Genomic DNA, 16,512 nt, shown 5'->3' on the forward strand with positions numbered 1-16,512 from the left:
CTCTTATCCAAGATGATAGCGTACTTTACTTTGTCCGCTACCTTCTGTTTCGATTCTGATTTGTTGTACTACTCGTTCTTTTAATTCTCTCACATGGCTGATGATCCCGATCATACGACCTTCACTTTCAATTGTTTCTAATGCTTCAATCGCCATTTCAAGTGCTTCTTCATCTAACGATCCAAATCCTTCATCAATGAATAACGCTTCGATCAACACACCACCGGCTTGTGTCTGGATCACTTCAGCTAAAGCCAACGCTAAGGATAAAGCTGCAATAAAACTTTCGCCACCAGATAGCGTATGAGCCCCACGTGTCAGACCTGCTTCATCATCATAGATATTGATCTCCAACCCTGTTTTCCCACGGTAACTTCCCACTTCATCTGCAAGCTCAAATTGGTAACGATTTTTCGTCAGACGTTGCAATCGCACATTTGCCACTTGTAGTACTTCTTGTAAATACACTTGTAGTACGTATCTTTCCAAGCTGGTTTTTCTAGGGTTTTCCCCATTCATCGTTTGCGATAATTGTTGTAGTTGGATCAATTCATCTAATTGTTCTTGACTCGCTTGATAAATCGAAGAAAATTCTTCGATGATTTGCTGATTCTGCTGTTCTTGCTCTTGCAAGTGATAACAATGTTCCTGTTGTGTTTGAACCGCAGCTTTTAGCTCATCTAGTTGTTGCTCCAATTGTTCTAAATCAGGAAGTGTTTCAGCTAAAGCAACATGGTTCAACTGGCTTAAGCGGTCTTCAACGATTAATCGTTCTTTCTCATATGTGTTGACCAGTTGACTCTTCTCTTGGTATTCAACTGTTTGTTTAGCAAATGCCAATACCTCATCTGCTTCTTTAAAGTAAGCTTGCTCTTTTATTTTTGCTGAAATTTGCTCTTGGATACGCTGAATTTTATTTTCAATTTTTGCCTGTTGTTCATGAATATTAGCCATTTGCGCTTTTAACAAACTGATTTCTTGAGAAAAATGAAGTTCTTTTGTTTTTTCTTCTGCTAACCATTGAGCTTTCATCGCAACATTTTCTTCTAATTGGTTGACATCCTCAATCAAAGTCTGAGTATTTTGTCCTTCTAACTGTTTCGTCAAGGTAACAAGCTCCCCTTGTACTTGTTGGAGCTCTTCTTTGTTTTGGCTGATTTGTTCGGTGATCTTCTTTCGCTGATCTTCGATAAGACTTAAACGTTCAGTTAGTGTTTGAGTAGCGATTTTTGCCTGTGTGATGACCTCTGCACGCGAATCCAAATCATGCTGGATTTTTTCTAAGGATACAAGAGGATCATCTGCTATGGCAAATTTAAACGATTGCTGGATCAAATGTTGTAATCGTTCTTTGCTTTTTTGGATCTCTACTTGTTTTTCTGTTCCGAAGTTTTCCAAGTCAGCTATTTTTTGTTCTATTTGTGCTTTTTCTGCTTCACTACGCCCTATTTCTTGATTGATTTGTTCAAGGTTTGTTTCTGCCTCTGCTAAGTTTGCTTCCAGTTGGACAAACTCTTCTTGTTTGGGCAATACATGCTCATTTTGTTGTTTAGGATGCTCCGTTGACCCACAAACTGGACAAGGTTGCCCCGGTAATAATAGCAATTGTAACTTCGCAATTTGTTGGCTTGCCCATTGACTCTTTAAAAGATCAACTTGATTATTTTGTTTGCTTAACATTACTTGTTGAGCTTGGAGTTTTGTGATCAGTTCGGACAACTTGGTTTGATTCATCTTTAACTGTTCTGTATTCTGGTGATTTTCTGTAAGGATAGTTTGGTACTTTTCTTGCTCATGCCGAAGTTGTTCGTAACACAATTGATCACTGTGCAAGCGATCTTGGTCAAGCAGCAGTTCTGCTAGTCTTTGTTCTTCTTCTTTTAACTGGACTTGTTCTTGAAGAATTTTTTGTTCTTTTTCTTCTGCTTTTTTCTTAGCCTTTTGTAACTCTTCACTTTCATTTTGCTTTTTTTGCCATTCTTCCGCAATTGGGATCAATGACTTCATGACTTGTAATCGATTCGCTGCATGTTCCATTTCTTGTTGGGCATTTTTTCTTTCAGGTTCCTCTTTATGCCACCGTGCATACGCTTGTTCTTGTTGCACGAATGTTTCAGAACAAGTCTGTTCTTTATCAATCAGTTCTGCTTGTTCTTTCTGGTATTCTTGACTTCGTGTCAACGTATCGACCAGTCGTTCAGCAAATTCATAATGAGTGATCCATTGTTTTATTTCATTGATTTCACTTTCTTGCTGGATCAATTCTGCATGTTTTTGCTCTAATTTTCGCTTTTCTTCCTGACGTGTTTGCAATGTTTGCGAATGATAATAGGTATCTTCTAATTTCTTTTGTTGTTCTTGTAAATGAACCAGTTTATTTTTTTCTTGGAGAAGTCTTTCTTGTAATGTTGTTTGCTCTGCCTGCCAATAAGTGAATAACGCATCAAAACTTAAGGTTTCAGGAACCGTTCCTGTGTCCAAAGGGATAAACCGTTTTTGCAGCAAACTCAATTCTTGCTCAAGATGATCTAAATTTTTTTGATGTTCTTTGGCTTTTTCTTTCAATTGTTCATTAAGTTGTTGGAAAAATTGCGTGCCAAACAAATTACGTAAGACAATTTCTTTCTCACTACTTGATGAAATTAAAAAATTACGAAATTCTCCTTGAGGTAGTAAAACGATCTGAGAAAACTGTTTCGCATCCAGATTCATTAATTCTTTGATTAATTGATCCACTTCACTACGTTTCGTGTATTGGCGCATTTCTTTGCCCGCTTCATCAAAGATCGTCAAAGAAACTTTTGCTGCTTGCTTTCGATTGCCTTCACCTTTACGTTTGGCCAAGAGTTGTTCTGGCTTACGTTCAATCTCATAATTCAGCCGCTGATGCTCAAATGAAAAAAAGACACACGTTTCTTCTTCAGGCGTAGCAAAAAGAGACCGCATTTCTTTACCAGTCCTGATTCTGCCAGAAGTTTCACCAAACAATGCATAAGTCATTCCATCAAAAAGAGTCGTTTTTCCTGCACCTGTTTTTCCAGTAATCAAAAATAGTGGTGCTTCGGTCAATTTCGCAAAATCAATTGTCTCGTCAATAAAAGGACCAAAATTTTTTAGTCGTAATTTCTTGGGTTTCATTACTGATCATTCCTGTCCGTGAGTTCTTGTAGCGTTTCTTTTAACCAGATTTCCTGCTTGTTCGTCAACTGTTCCTTGGTCATTTCTTTGAAAAAGCCTTGTGCGATCTTATGTGGATCCTTTGTCATCATCTTTTTTTGTTTTCCCTGTTTCAGTTCTACTCGACCGTTTGAACGTTCCACACCAAGTATCCGTGGATAGATTTTTCTTAATTGATTCATCATGTTAGGGATAATCGTTCGATCTTCCAAATAAATTTGGAGATAATTTTCACGATTGATTGTCTGATAAAAATCTGGATTCAACAGCTCTTTAAAGCTTGCTGTTATTTCTTCAATATCATATAACGGGGTCAGTTCTCGAAAATTCAAAGAGACGTCCTCTTCTAAATCTACGATCCAAACACCTTTTTTTTGATTGATTTCTGACAATGAAAATTTTAAAGGCGACCCACTGTAACGGGCATTTTTTTGATTCAATGCTGCTTGATTGTGGAGGTGTCCTAATGCGACATAATCAAATGGTTCAAGTAAATCTCCTGGAACAGCATCTAATCCGCCTACTTCAATTTTGGTTTCTGAATCTGATTTCATACTCCCGGTCACAAAAAAGTGACTCACTAATACTTGTTTTTTCGTTGAGTCAAACTGCGTTTTCATTTTCTCAATGACTTTTTCCATTGCTTGTTGAATGGTGCGTATCTGCTCATCTTCAAAATATATCCTCGCTGAGATTGGTTCAAAATAAGGCAAAAGGAAAAATTGCGTATCCTTGAATATGATTGGTTGAAAGGCTTCTGCCAATCTAGTTTGTAAATAATAATCGGACTGACTGAACCAAGGTGTTCCTGTCGAAAGACGAATACCGCTATCATGATTTCCGGATATCGCAAAAATCGGAAATCCTTCCCGTAGATTCCATTCGACCATCAATTGATTGAACACTTCAATGGCATCCACCGACGGAACACTTCGATCATAAAGATCTCCCGCAATCACGATTGCATCAACATTTTCTTCTTTTGCAATTGCTAAGATCTGGGTTAAAACATGCTCTTGTTCCTTGATTCGATCGTATCCTTGTAGTTTTTTTCCAATATGCCAATCAGCTGTATGTAAAAAACGCATCTCATCACCTCAAAAAATGTCCTTCTAATTATTATAACACTTCCCCTCATTACATGATACCTAGGATCATTACGGACTAAAACAAATAGACGATGAAAAAAAGTTGCTGATTCCGTATAAACATAGATAGTCCCATGCTTAGAAAGAACCGCAACTTTTATCATTACCTTGCGCTTTGATTTTTATTGAAAAAGAATCATTTACTTTTTATTTTTGATTTCATATTTAAAGTCAGGATTGACTTCTTTGTCTAGTTGATCGAAAGCGGCTTGTGTTCTACGTTCGATTTCTGCCATTCCTTCTTTGTCTGTTTTTTTGATATCAGACAAATCGATCGGTTCACCAAAACGCACAACCACCCGTTTGCGCTTGAATAAGTCACCCAAAGTCAATGGTCCTTGGTAGACAGCAGGAACGATTTTTGCTTTTGACATTTTAGAAATCAATGCCATTCCGCCTTTCAATTCCGTTGCATGTCTTGTTCCACTTGGGAACATGATCAAACCTAAATGAGTAGATTTTAAAATTTTAACAGGCGTTTTGATGACACTAGGTCCTGGATTTTCTCTTTTTACTGGAAACGCATGGGCATGTGTCAAAATAAAGCGTAATACTGGATTTTTGAATAATTCTTCTTTTGCCATAAAGCTAAATTCTTTAGGCGAAGCTGCTACAGCAAGATATAAAGGATCCCACCAAGTTCGATGTGGCGCTACCAAAATATAATTCTCGTCTTGTGGTAAAACTTCTTTATTTTCATATCGGGCATTGCCGTTGATCACTGCTAAGATCACTCGGACTAGCCCTCTCATAAATCGATAGAACATAGTCTCTTCCTTTCTAGGTGTATGGTCATAGTATGCCTAAATTTAGGAAACTTTACAAGGTACCTTGGTTCTTTTTTATAAAAATAGTATAATACAATCACTTAGTTTTTTCATTTTGGAGGGAACCCATGCTTCACGAAGATGAACGGATCGATCAATTATATGCAAATGATATTAAAATCATTCAAAGTCCTCACGTTTTTTCTTTTTCACTAGATGCTGTTTTACTTGCTCATTTTGCACGTGTACCGAAAAAAGGACAAATCGTTGACCTCTGTGCAGGAAATGGTGCAGTCGGTCTTTTTTTGAGCAAACGAACGAATGCGTTGATTGATGGCATCGAAATTCAACCACGTTTAGCGGATATGGCAAGACGTAGTATCCAATTAAACGAGCTAACACACCAAATGACCATCCATACGCTTGATTTAAAAGAAAGTTTATCCGTTGTTCGTCATAATTCATGTGATTTAGTCGTCTGTAATCCCCCTTATTTTAAGGGATTACCAACCAATAAAAAAAATCCAAATGAGCATTTAGCGATTGCTCGACATGAAATCCATACTACTCTTGAAGATGTGATCCAAATTTCTAGTAAATTATTAAAAACCAATGGACGCTTTGCAATGGTCCATCGCCCAGACCGCTTTTTAGAAATTATTCAGTTACTAGAAAAGCACCGTATCGCCCCTAAAAAAATTCAATTCGTTTATCCAAAAATGGGGAAAGAGGCAAATATTTTGTTGATCGAAGGAATCAAAGAAGGCAAGTTAGATGGCTTTAAAGTTGCTGCACCGTTGATCACATACATGCCTGATGGGAACTATACAAATGAAATCCGAGAAATTCTTTATGGCCAATGAGCATTATTTTTATGTCTTAGCTTGTAAAGATGGCACGTTTTACGGTGGCTATACGACGGATCTTTCAAGAAGATTAGCAGAACACAATCATGGGACAGGAGCTAAATATACCCGATTACAAAAAAGGCGCCCCGTCAAAATGATCCATGCTGAGGTGTTTGCAACTAGGAGTGACGCAACAAAAGCCGAAGCAGCCTTTAAAAAACTCACGCGCACTCAAAAAGAACGGTATTTAAAGACACAGCCCTCTCACATGTTGCCAGAACAATAATTTGGGGCAATATTATTGGGGCTGAATCGACCTTTTAAGGGAATGTACGAGAACTAAACAAAAACACAAAAATTAGTTTTTTGGCTGTTGATTGTTACCTACTTCAAACAATTGAAAAGACATCTTGAGATCCTTTCAAATGAGTTCAGCACTTATTGATGGAGGAAAATCGGCTCTATAATTTATGGGACTGATGATGTATCGAGGTTGCTTACGAAAGCTTCCAGAAGAATCCCCATATAAAGACAATCAAACGTGTAGCTTACGGACTTAAATCATTTGAGAACATGAATATTAGGATCTTTTTGAGCAATCAATTAATTAACGTGAAATAACAAAAAATCCGGGTCAGAATGAGGTTCATTCTGACCCGGATTTAATTTGGCTCTATAATTTATGGGACTGATGAATCAGAATTGATTCTTCAGCCCCATTTTCATTTTAGGTATTAAAAAACATATCGTTCTCTAGTATGATTAAATCACCACAAAATAAACAACTGAGAGGACGATATGCTATATGAATGATTCTATCAAAAAAATGCTGAGAATAATAGAGAAAGATTTGATGATTACAGAGGTCTCTTACGAGACCCTTCAGAAGAAAAAGACGTTGGTTGTCGATGCTGTTCTCTCGCCTACTCCTCGTGCTTGTAGAAGTTGTGGTTCTACCGTGGTAGATGGAAACGGGAAAGCAATTATAGTGAAAAATGGGAAGAAGGAAATGATTGTCCGTTTTGAACAATACAATCATATGCCTTTGGTTATGCGCCTAAAAAAGCAGCGCTATACCTGTAAAAACTGCCGAACCCATTGGACGGCTCAAAGTTATTTTGTCCAACCCAGACATTCAATCGCAAATCATGTGAGATATAAAATTGCTTCTTTACTGACTGAAAAAGTATCTTTATCTTTTATTGCGAAAAGCTGTCAGGTATCTTTGACCACCGTTATTCGTACATTGAAAGAGTTTAAAAGCTATTTGCCAAAACAATCTAAGAAGATTCTCCCAAGAGTATTGATGGTTGATGAATTTCGTTCACATGCTTCCATAGAAGATAAAATGAGCTTTATTTGCGCAGATGGCGAAACAGGAAAATTAATAGATGTTTTGCCTACGCGTAAATTACCTCGATTAACAAGCTATTTCTCAGGTTGTACCAATCCGGAAGAAGTAGAATTCTTGGTGACAGACATGAACGCCGCCTACTTCCAGCTCACCAAACGTGTTCTGCCAAATGCGAAAGTAGTGATTGATCGGTTTCATATTGTCAAACACATGAATCAAGCGTTCAATGAGTTGCGTATCCGTGAAATGAATGAACTTCGTAAAGCAGGACAGAAAAGCCAAGCAGAAAAACTGAAAAAGAACTGGCGCTTTTTGCTAAAAAATCGTGCAAACATCAACCATTATGAATACAAAACATGGAAAAGTTTCCGAGCGCCAAAATACCCATTTCTTACTGAAGCAATGATGATTGATCGATTGCTTGAGTTTTCTGCGCCCCTAAAGGAGGCGTATCCCTTTTTTCATGAATTAGTTGAAGCCTTTCGAGACAAAGACCCTGACTTATTTTTCTCCTTATTGGCAGAACTTCCCGAAACGTTAGATGACGGCTTTCGAGAAAAGCTTCAAAACCTTCTTACCCATGAAGAAGGCATCACCAACGCAATGATCTATCCTTATTCCAATGGAAAAATAGAAGCGAAGAATACCCACATAAAGACAATGAAACGAGTATCCTACGGATTTAAATCATTCGAGAACATGAGAATTAGAATCTTTTTGATCAATCAATTAATCAATGTAAGATAACAAAAAAATCTGAGCCAGAATGTGGTTCATTCTGACCCAGATTTGATTTTACACAACTCATCAGTCCTTATTGACAAAGAGCCTTTAATTTTATACCACTTATCAGTCCTTATTGACAAAGAGCCGGAAAATCAAGATGTCTTATCTCTTATTCAACTATTCCGTACTACCATTTCCATTAGCAGAACTAGCTACACTACCACTATTAGTATTCGTATCATTTTGGGTTGATTCACTTGAAACAGTTTTCTTCGTTTTATCTTTCCCTAATAAAGTTTCACTTACTAAATGGATATAGTGTTTCATTCCTTCTGGATTTGGATGTACTTGGTCATCATAAAACCAATCATTGTGGCTATTACTATAATCATACCAGTCGATCAATGTAAGATTATCGTATTTTTTAGCCATTTGTGCTAACAAGGCATTCACATCGTTTTGCCAACGTTTTGTAGGAACGCGGACATTTACCCAGTAAACTTTACGATCTCCTAAGGCACTCATGATGCTATCAAATTGCGATTCAGAAAAGGCTCCATTTGTTCCTAAGCCAATCAAAACCGTATCTTTCAATAGGTTTTGTTTTTTCAGTTCTTCAATATATGGCTCACTCGCATATAATTGTCGACCAACGTCTCCATCAACAACAACTTTAGGATATAACTCCTTCAAATCAGTCGCTGCATCTAACATGACTGAGTCCCCAAATGCTGTCAATTCTAATTTCTGCGCTTTCTTTCCTTGTTTAGCTGTTAGCCCATATTTATCAAGAACTGCTTGATCAACGGTGTTGGAATTATTATCTTCATTTTTCTGGCTTTCCTCCGCCAATCTTTTACTTTCAGCAATTTGTGCTTGTAATTTTTTTTGATCCGCAGTCACTGAATTCTTAGGTGCTGTAACAAAACCAACAAGAGCGATCAACACCATCAATATTCCCGGAATGACCCAAGGTTTTTGCTTGCTGATAATCGGCTTAGTGAACCAGCCTTTGACTACTTGAATCGTTTGTCCATAATCGAATCGTGCCAAAGGACGTTCAATGTAGCGATAAGAAAGTTCGCTAATGATCAGGATCAATGAAATCTCGATCAATGTATGAAGCAAAACATGATCCGCAATATTCGCAACTTTTGCTTCATAAAAAATCATGACTGGAAATTGATACAGATAGATGCCGTAACTTCGTTTACCGATCCAAGAAAACACGGGATTGGTTAACCATTTGTTCACACTTGCGCCTGGATGCGCTGTTACCGCAACTAAAACGACACAGAAGAGACTAACTAACAGCATGCCCCCATAATAGACAAAACTATAATGATCATCTAACAAGAAAAAGAAGAGGATCAATGCGATCAGTGAAATCAATCCGGCTAGATTCAACACCCGTTTTGCTTGCTTTGGAATATTTTTTTTCAATCGGGTACTTGGCCAGACAAAAGCCAAAGCACTTCCTAACCAAATTGAAAACAATCGCGTATCTGTTCCATAATATACTCGAGTTGGATCACCGCCTGGCGTAAATAGGATCATCATGAGGATCGCAGAAATAAGTGATCCTCCTAAGACTGTATAAACGATCCACTTCTTTTTACGTACAAAAACCATTAACAAAACAAAAAGAATGGGCCAAACTAAGTAGTTTTGACCTTCCACCGCCAATGACCAAATATGGGTAAACGGTGATTCATTGGCAAATCGATCAAAATAAGACAAACCATTTTTTATTTGCCACCAGTTGTTGACATACAATAAACTACTAACGACTGTTCCTCGTAAGTTATTCAATAACCCTCGTTGAAATAACGTAATATAAGCAGATGCAGTGATTAGTAAAAACACTAATCCTGGATATAACCTTTTCATTCGTCGGACATAAAACTGCCAAATATTGATTTTGCCATTTTGTTCCCATTCTTGCCGTAATAAATCAGTGATCAAATAGCCTGATACAACAAAAAATATCGGGACGCCCAAATAACCACCCTTCAAACTTGTAGGGAGCAAATGGTACAAAATCACTCCTACTACTGCCAAAGAACGAATACCGTCAAAACCAGTAATGTAGCGACTATTTTTTAACCTTTTTTGTTTTTCCATTCAATATTCCAACTTTTCATAAACTTTTTTCATTTGTAATATACGTGTATTGTACAAAAATAGCAAGAAAAATTCATGTGATTTTCGCTATCATTTCTATCTTCCCATAAAACTTTGAAAAAAAGAATAACTTTTTCCGCAACTTTAATAAAAATTCAACTATGAACAACGTATAACTAAAAATAACCTTGAAGTCTCAGTAAGATTACATCTAACTGAAAGAATCACTTTACTAAGATCGTTACGACAAATTTAGCAAAATGAAGGGTGAAAATCTCAAAACAGGATAAACTGTTTGAAGATTCTCACCCTCCAGATACAAATCAAGCTATACAATGCCCAACTTTATCAAACGATTTGTAGAATAAAGTTGTTTCCAGCCACACTGATCGATTCATTTATTTGGATATGTCACTTTTTCTGTCAATAAGTTGCACTTGCACTAAACGCCCTCTTCATAAAACCGACCAAGAATTTGGACATTTTCGGCGATACTGACAAACGCTTGTGGATCAGAAGCTTTCATCGCTTCTCTTAACAAAGGCAACTCATAGCGTGTAACGATCGTCATCAACACCGTTTGTTTATCGTGCTTGTAAGCTCCTTCTGCCTCATTGATGATCGTGATTCCACGACGCATACAGTTTTGGATTTCATTGACTACTCGTTCGGGATGCTTCGTTACGATCATCACTTGCATTTTCTTTTGTTTCGTATACATCACGTCGGTTACTTTCCCACTGACAAAGATCGAAAGTGCGCTATAAAACATGTATTGCCAGCCAAAAAGGATACCAGCTACGAAAACGATCAATGCATTGAAGTAAATCGAAATTGAACCAATCGATTTTCCTGTCTTTTTACGAATAGTGATACTGACGATATCCAAACCACCTGAGGATAAGCCATTTCTTAAGGCTAACCCGATCCCTAACCCCATCACAGCACCCCCAAAAATCGCGCAGATGATTGGATCAGTTGAAAGAACCGTTAGAGGAAGGATATGGATACAAAGTGACGTCAATGTCACGGTGATAAATGTAAAAATCGTAAACTTCTTACCGATTTTCACCCAAGCAAGAACAAATAAAGGAATATTCAATAAGTATAAAGTCGTTGAGACGGGTACTTCGAATCCAATCAACGATTTAGATAAAGTAGTCAGTATTTGTGCCAAGCCAGTGATTCCGCTTGAATAAATATGTCCTGGTTGATAAAAAAAGTTTAGTGCTACTGATGCAATCAATGCATAAACGATAGATACCGAAAGCTTGGTCGTATAATCATGATGCGCCCAATTTTCGAAAGTTTTTTTCATTGCTTTGTATTTCCGGTTACGATCTCGTAATTTTCATATGAATTCGTATGAAGAGACAATCATTGTCTGGAAGTCAATTTCTCTCTTTTCCCGGAATTTCCTTTCTTAATTTTAATTTGGATAGTGAGTAAAGATACGTAGTATATAATGAAAGAACGAACGATTACGTTCAGTGACTACTCTATAATGATCCATCATTACACTAACCAAAAAGAAGGATTCATTCTTCGCCTATCGCATCACTAAACGTAGCATCCATTGAAAATATGGGTTAAAACTCAACTGACATTATACGCTATGGCTTAATTATAAATCGTTTTGGAATTAAATCAAGACAACATAAACAAGTACGAGAGTCTTTTTACACCTAGTCCAGACTCCCGTACTTATTATTTATAAAACGATCAATGGAATTGAGTTACTAGTCTTTTGTTCAATACGAATAAACTTAATCCATGCTAGTTACATCAATATTCAAGTCAAATAATTGGGCATCTGATACCGTACTTGGTGCATCACTCATGACATCTGCTGCTCTACCATTTTTAGGGAAAGCAATAACTTCACGAATGTTTTCTTCACCAGCAAGTAACATCACAAAACGGTCCAAGCCAAGAGCAATACCGCCATGTGGTGGGAACCCATAATCCAATGCAGTTAATAGGAAACCAAATTGTTCCTCCATTTGTTCCTTCGTAAAGCCTAAAGTTTCTAAGACTTTTTCTTGGATTTCACGAGTATGGATCCGGATTGAGCCACCGCCTAGCTCATAGCCATTCAATACGATATCATATGCTTCTGCATAGACACTAGCTGGATCTGTACTCAAGCGTTCAAGATCTTCTTCTTTTGGCATCGTAAATGGATGATGAGCGGATACGTAGCGTCCTTCTTCTGCAGAATATTCAAATTGTGGCCATTCTGTGATCCACAAGAAATTGAATTTTGATTCATCAATTAAGCCTAATTCTTTTCCTAAGCGTGTACGGATTGCCCCTAGTGTTGCAGCTACGATTTCTTTTGTATCCGCACCAAATAATAAAATGTCTCCAACATCAGCGTTTGTCGCTTGAACGATTGCTTCTGTTGCATCTCCCATAAATTTAGCGATTGGACCTTTCAAGCCGTCCTCTTCTACTTTTAGCCAAGCTAATCCCTTCGCACCAAATTGGCTAGCGTATTGCCCAAGATTATCTAAATCTTTACGAGAGTAGTTGCTTGAAGCATTTTTAGCATTTAAAACTTTGACGACGCCACCTTTTTCAAGAGCCATTTGGAAGACTTTGAAATCAACATCTTTGACGATTTCACTTAAGTCGATCAACTCCATCTCAAAACGTGTATCTGGTTTATCACTACCGTAGCGATTCATTGCTTCGTCATACGTCATGCGAGGAAACGGTAAAGTAACGTCGATTCCACGAACATCTTTCATCACTTTCGCAATCAAGCCTTCGGTATAATCTTGGATTTCTTCTGCCGTCAAGAATGTCGTTTCAATATCTACTTGAGTAAATTCTGGCTGACGATCACCACGAAGATCTTCGTCACGGAAACAACGAACGATTTGGTAGTAACGATCAAACCCTGCGTTCATCAATAATTGTTTAAACAACTGAGGTGATTGAGGTAACGCATAGAAGTGCCCTGGGTAAACACGCGAAGGAACAAGATAGTCACGAGCCCCTTCTGGCGTTGATTTTCCTAAATAAGGTGTTTCGATATCCATGAAATCATTATTATCTAAATAATGACGGATTGCTTTCGTTGTTTCATTTCTCATTTTGATATTTTTCGTCATTTTTGGACGACGCAAATCTAAATAACGATATTTCATACGGATCTCGTCTCCGACTGTTTGATCGTCTTCAATCAAAAACGGTGGTGTTTTTGCTTTGTTCAAGATAACAATTTCGTTTGCGAATACTTCATATTCACCAGTAACCATTTTAGGGTTGATGGCTAGCTCCTCACGTTTACGAACCACACCAGTGATTTCAATCACGTATTCACTCCGACATTTATCCGCGATTTCCCATGCTTCTTTATTGACCTCAGGATTGAAAACGATTTGGACGATTCCTTCTCGGTCACGTAAATCAATAAAGATTACTCCCCCTAGGTCTCTTCGCTTTTGTACCCACCCTTTTAATGTAACAGTTTGATCTAGTTCTTTTGCTGAAATCAAACCGCAATAAGTTGTTCTTTGTGCCATTTTTCTTTTTCCTCCTACTCGAATAAAGTCATTTCATCATAGACTTCATCAAAATGTTCATAAACTTCTGTTAAACTAAAGCTTTTTTCTTTTCTATTAGCCATTGATTTGACTGTGACCGTTTGGTTTTCCAGCTCATCTCCGCCAATAACTAACACTAACTTAGCATTCGCTTTATCAGCCGTTTTGAATTGTGCTTTTGCTTTACGATCCATAAAATCACGATCAGCTGAAAACCCAAAATTGCGGATCGTTTGCACCAGTTTCAATGCTTCGATATTCGTTTCTTCGCCTAAAGCCACGACATAAGCATCTAATTCATTAAATGCCGGAATCACGACTTCTTCTGCTTCCATTGTTAACAGCAAGCGTTCGATCCCCATCGCAAAACCAAAACCGGGTGTTTGAGGTCCGCCTAGTTCTTCAACCAAATTATCGTAACGTCCACCTGCACAAATCGTCGCTTGTGCGCCCATCTTTGGTGCATCACTCATAATCTCAAAGATTGTATGTGTATAGTAATCCAACCCTCGAACCATCGTGCTATCGATTTCGTAAGGTATATTAAGTGCATCCAACATAGCAACGACCATATCAAAATGTTTTTGTGCTGTTTCGCTTAAAAAATCTAAAATCGATGGTGCATCAGCAACAAACTTTTGATCTCGTTTGTCTTTACTATCTAACACCCGCAACGGATTCTCATGCAAACGACGTTGTGAATCTTCACTCAACTCTTTTTCAAATGGTGAAAGATAGTCGATCAATGCTTGACGATATGCTTGACGCGTTTCTTTATCTCCTAGCGAGTTGATCACTAATCGAATTTGAGTGATTCCTAATTGTTTAAAGAAATCAAGGGCCATAACCATACTTTCCACGTCAGTTGCTGGATTGTCAGAACCAAAAGCTTCTACTCCGATTTGATGGAATTGACGTAAACGACCTTTTTGAGGGCGTTCATAACGAAACATTGGTCCCATATAAAATGTTTTATAAGGTTTTGCATATTCTGGTCCAAATAATTTATGTTCCACAAAAGAACGAACGATCGGTGCTGTTCCTTCTGGACGTAAAGTGATGTGGCGTTCCCCTTTGTCATAGAAATCATACATTTCTTTTGACACGATATCCGTTGTATCCCCTACACTTCGAGAAATGACTTCATAGTGTTCAAAAATAGGCGTGCGGATTTCATTGTATTGATAATCTCTAAACAATAAACGCGCTGTTTCTTCCACGAACTGCCATTTTTCTGACTCACCAGGTAAAATATCATTTGTTCCTTTTGGTCTTTGGAAACTCATTTTTTTCTCCCCTTTACTTTTCTATGTAAAAAAAAATCCACCCTTATTCATTACGAACAAGGGTGAATGACTAATTCATACACGGTACCACCTATTTTTGAAAGATTGCTCTTTCCTCTAACGATTAACGCTCGTACACGGGACGGCTTTTCACTCGTCCATCTCCAGAGTGTCTTTTAGAACCTAAAACTTTAGATCATTTTCAGCCTTGATGATCCTCTCTTGTAAAGCTTCAGAAACTTACTCGCTCTTTCATTGATATTTTCAATATTACCTATAACCTACTAAAAACAAGGCGTAAAGTCAAGAAAAATCTGTAAATCAACTGAGAATTAATAAGGTGCTAACCGACTAACTTGAAACATCTCCTTAATTACTAGCATCCTTCATTCCAGCACACGCTCATTTTTTCAGAGCTAACTTCTTCTGTCACGACCTTCTCTGTATTTTTCTAAAAATCTTTAAAGAGTTGATCAATGGTATGGTAATCAGTGGACGATAAATGAATATCTAATGCACGAGCATTATCTCTAACTTGTTCCGGTTTTTTCGCTCCAGGTATCACGACAGAAATCCGTGGATTTTTCATATACCAAGCTAAAACGAGTTGAGCAATACTAGCTTGATTGTTTTTCGCAATCGGTGCAAGTTGTTCGACAGCCTGAATGATTTTTTCAAACCTCTCTCCTTGAAAATCCGGATTCTTCTTACGAGGGTCATCTGGAGCCATACTTTGAAGACTATTTAAATGATATTTTCCCGTTAACAAGCCGGAAGCAAGTGGAAAATAAGGGACGAAACTAATGTTATGTTGTTCAAGATAAGGCCAACGTTCTTTTTCAGCTTCACGATGGATCAAACTAAATTTATCTTCAACAACATCAACATAGCCATCTTGATTTGCTTCTTTCAGTTGAGTCATTGAAAAATTAGAGACTCCGATTGCACGGATCTTCCCTGCTTCTTTTAGTTTGTGCAACGCAGCGACTGCTTCATTTTTTGGCGTTTCTTTATCTGGAAAATGGATATAAAAAATATCAATATAATCAGTTTGTAAACGTCGGAGTGCTTCTTCTACAGAACGGGTCAAAAATTCTGGTGAATTATTGAATACCCCTTTTTGTCCAGGAACATGGGCAGCTTTAGTGGCAATGATCACCCGTGAACGATCAAATTCATTTTCTTGCAGGACTTCACCGATCAGTTCTTCTGAACGTCCATTTCCATAAGCATAAGCAGTATCAATTAAATTGATGCCGTTTTGCAAAGCGGTTCGTACAACTTCTTTCCCAGTTTCATCTTTTAAGTTAGCAAAAAGATTATGACCACCGATCGCATTCGCTCCTAAGCCAAGTTGTTCAGCGTAAACTTGTGAATGTCCAATTCTTATTTCTGCCATTCGCAATTCCTCCTTTTTTCTTTAGTCTAAAACAAAAAGAAAAAAAGCTAAACTAAAAGAACTTTTGAAACAAGAGGTTGTGAAAGAAGCGATCAGCTCCGAGCGAATAAGAGAGGATTTTGTAAAATA

Annotated in this window: 11 protein-coding genes and 1 other annotated feature; of the genes, 3 read left to right on the forward strand and 8 right to left on the reverse strand. The window is 37.7% G+C overall.

All coding sequences use genetic code 11. From position 1 onward, the window contains the following. Positions 1-3 precede the first annotated feature (3 nt). From IGK91_RS10650 to IGK91_RS10660, 3 genes are all read right to left on the reverse strand, one after another. Positions 4-3,138, reverse strand: coding sequence for an AAA family ATPase (locus IGK91_RS10650; protein ID WP_081123384.1), 3,135 nt, complete (start codon positions 3,136-3,138; stop codon positions 4-6). Continuing rightward, the gene (locus tag IGK91_RS10655) at positions 3,138-4,265 is read right to left on the reverse strand and encodes an exonuclease SbcCD subunit D (RefSeq protein ID WP_010737095.1); all 1,128 of its coding nucleotides are present in this window, start codon (positions 4,263-4,265) and stop codon (positions 3,138-3,140) included. The genes IGK91_RS10650 and IGK91_RS10655 overlap by 1 nt, the downstream gene beginning before the upstream one ends. Before the next feature lie 200 nt (positions 4,266-4,465). Then, the gene (locus tag IGK91_RS10660; protein WP_010720870.1) at positions 4,466-5,092 is read right to left on the reverse strand and encodes a lysophospholipid acyltransferase family protein; all 627 of its coding nucleotides are present in this window, start codon (positions 5,090-5,092) and stop codon (positions 4,466-4,468) included. Positions 5,093-5,220: 128 nt separating this feature from the next. Between IGK91_RS10660 and IGK91_RS10665 the strand changes: the two genes are divergently transcribed. From IGK91_RS10665 to IGK91_RS10675, 3 genes are all read left to right on the forward strand, one after another. Continuing rightward, entirely contained in the window at positions 5,221-5,955 is a 735-nt protein-coding gene (locus IGK91_RS10665) for a tRNA1(Val) (adenine(37)-N6)-methyltransferase (RefSeq protein WP_010737094.1), read from the forward strand. Then, positions 5,945-6,226 carry a GIY-YIG nuclease family protein gene (locus IGK91_RS10670; protein WP_010737093.1) on the forward strand — a complete coding sequence of 94 codons (282 nt, stop codon included), beginning with the start codon at positions 5,945-5,947 and terminating at the stop codon, positions 6,224-6,226. Before IGK91_RS10665 ends, IGK91_RS10670 begins: the two co-directional genes overlap by 11 nt. Before the next feature lie 519 nt (positions 6,227-6,745). Next, positions 6,746-8,041 carry an ISL3-like element ISEfa11 family transposase gene (locus tag IGK91_RS10675; RefSeq protein WP_153884166.1) on the forward strand — a complete coding sequence of 432 codons (1,296 nt, stop codon included), beginning with the start codon at positions 6,746-6,748 and terminating at the stop codon, positions 8,039-8,041. Between the two features lie 156 nt (positions 8,042-8,197). On the opposite strand, the gene IGK91_RS10680 is transcribed toward IGK91_RS10675, so the two are convergent. The 5 genes from IGK91_RS10680 to IGK91_RS10700 all read right to left on the reverse strand — a co-directional run bounded on the left by IGK91_RS10680 (position 8,198) and on the right by IGK91_RS10700 (position 16,383). Further along, the gene (locus IGK91_RS10680) at positions 8,198-10,144 is read right to left on the reverse strand and encodes an acyltransferase family protein (RefSeq protein ID WP_034867734.1); all 1,947 of its coding nucleotides are present in this window, start codon (positions 10,142-10,144) and stop codon (positions 8,198-8,200) included. Positions 10,145-10,586: 442 nt separating this feature from the next. Next, positions 10,587-11,462 carry a YitT family protein gene (locus tag IGK91_RS10685; protein WP_010720874.1) on the reverse strand — a complete coding sequence of 292 codons (876 nt, stop codon included), beginning with the start codon at positions 11,460-11,462 and terminating at the stop codon, positions 10,587-10,589. Between the two features lie 448 nt (positions 11,463-11,910). After that, positions 11,911-13,677 carry an aspartate--tRNA ligase gene (gene aspS, locus IGK91_RS10690; RefSeq protein WP_181934399.1) on the reverse strand — a complete coding sequence of 589 codons (1,767 nt, stop codon included), beginning with the start codon at positions 13,675-13,677 and terminating at the stop codon, positions 11,911-11,913. A 14-nt stretch (positions 13,678-13,691) separates the two neighbouring features. Continuing rightward, entirely contained in the window at positions 13,692-14,984 is a 1,293-nt protein-coding gene (gene hisS / locus IGK91_RS10695) for a histidine--tRNA ligase (protein WP_010720876.1), read from the reverse strand. Positions 14,985-15,039: 55 nt separating this feature from the next. Next, positions 15,040-15,249 (reverse strand) — a binding site (T-box leader). Between the two features lie 186 nt (positions 15,250-15,435). Continuing rightward, positions 15,436-16,383 (reverse strand): aldo/keto reductase, encoded by a 948-nt coding sequence (locus tag IGK91_RS10700; RefSeq protein ID WP_010737088.1) that lies wholly within the window; start codon positions 16,381-16,383, stop codon positions 15,436-15,438. Positions 16,384-16,512 lie beyond the last annotated feature (129 nt).

It is taken from the genome of Enterococcus sp. DIV1208 (genome assembly GCF_050530455.1).
Taxonomy (GTDB): domain Bacteria; phylum Bacillota; class Bacilli; order Lactobacillales; family Enterococcaceae; genus Enterococcus_B; species Enterococcus_B hirae.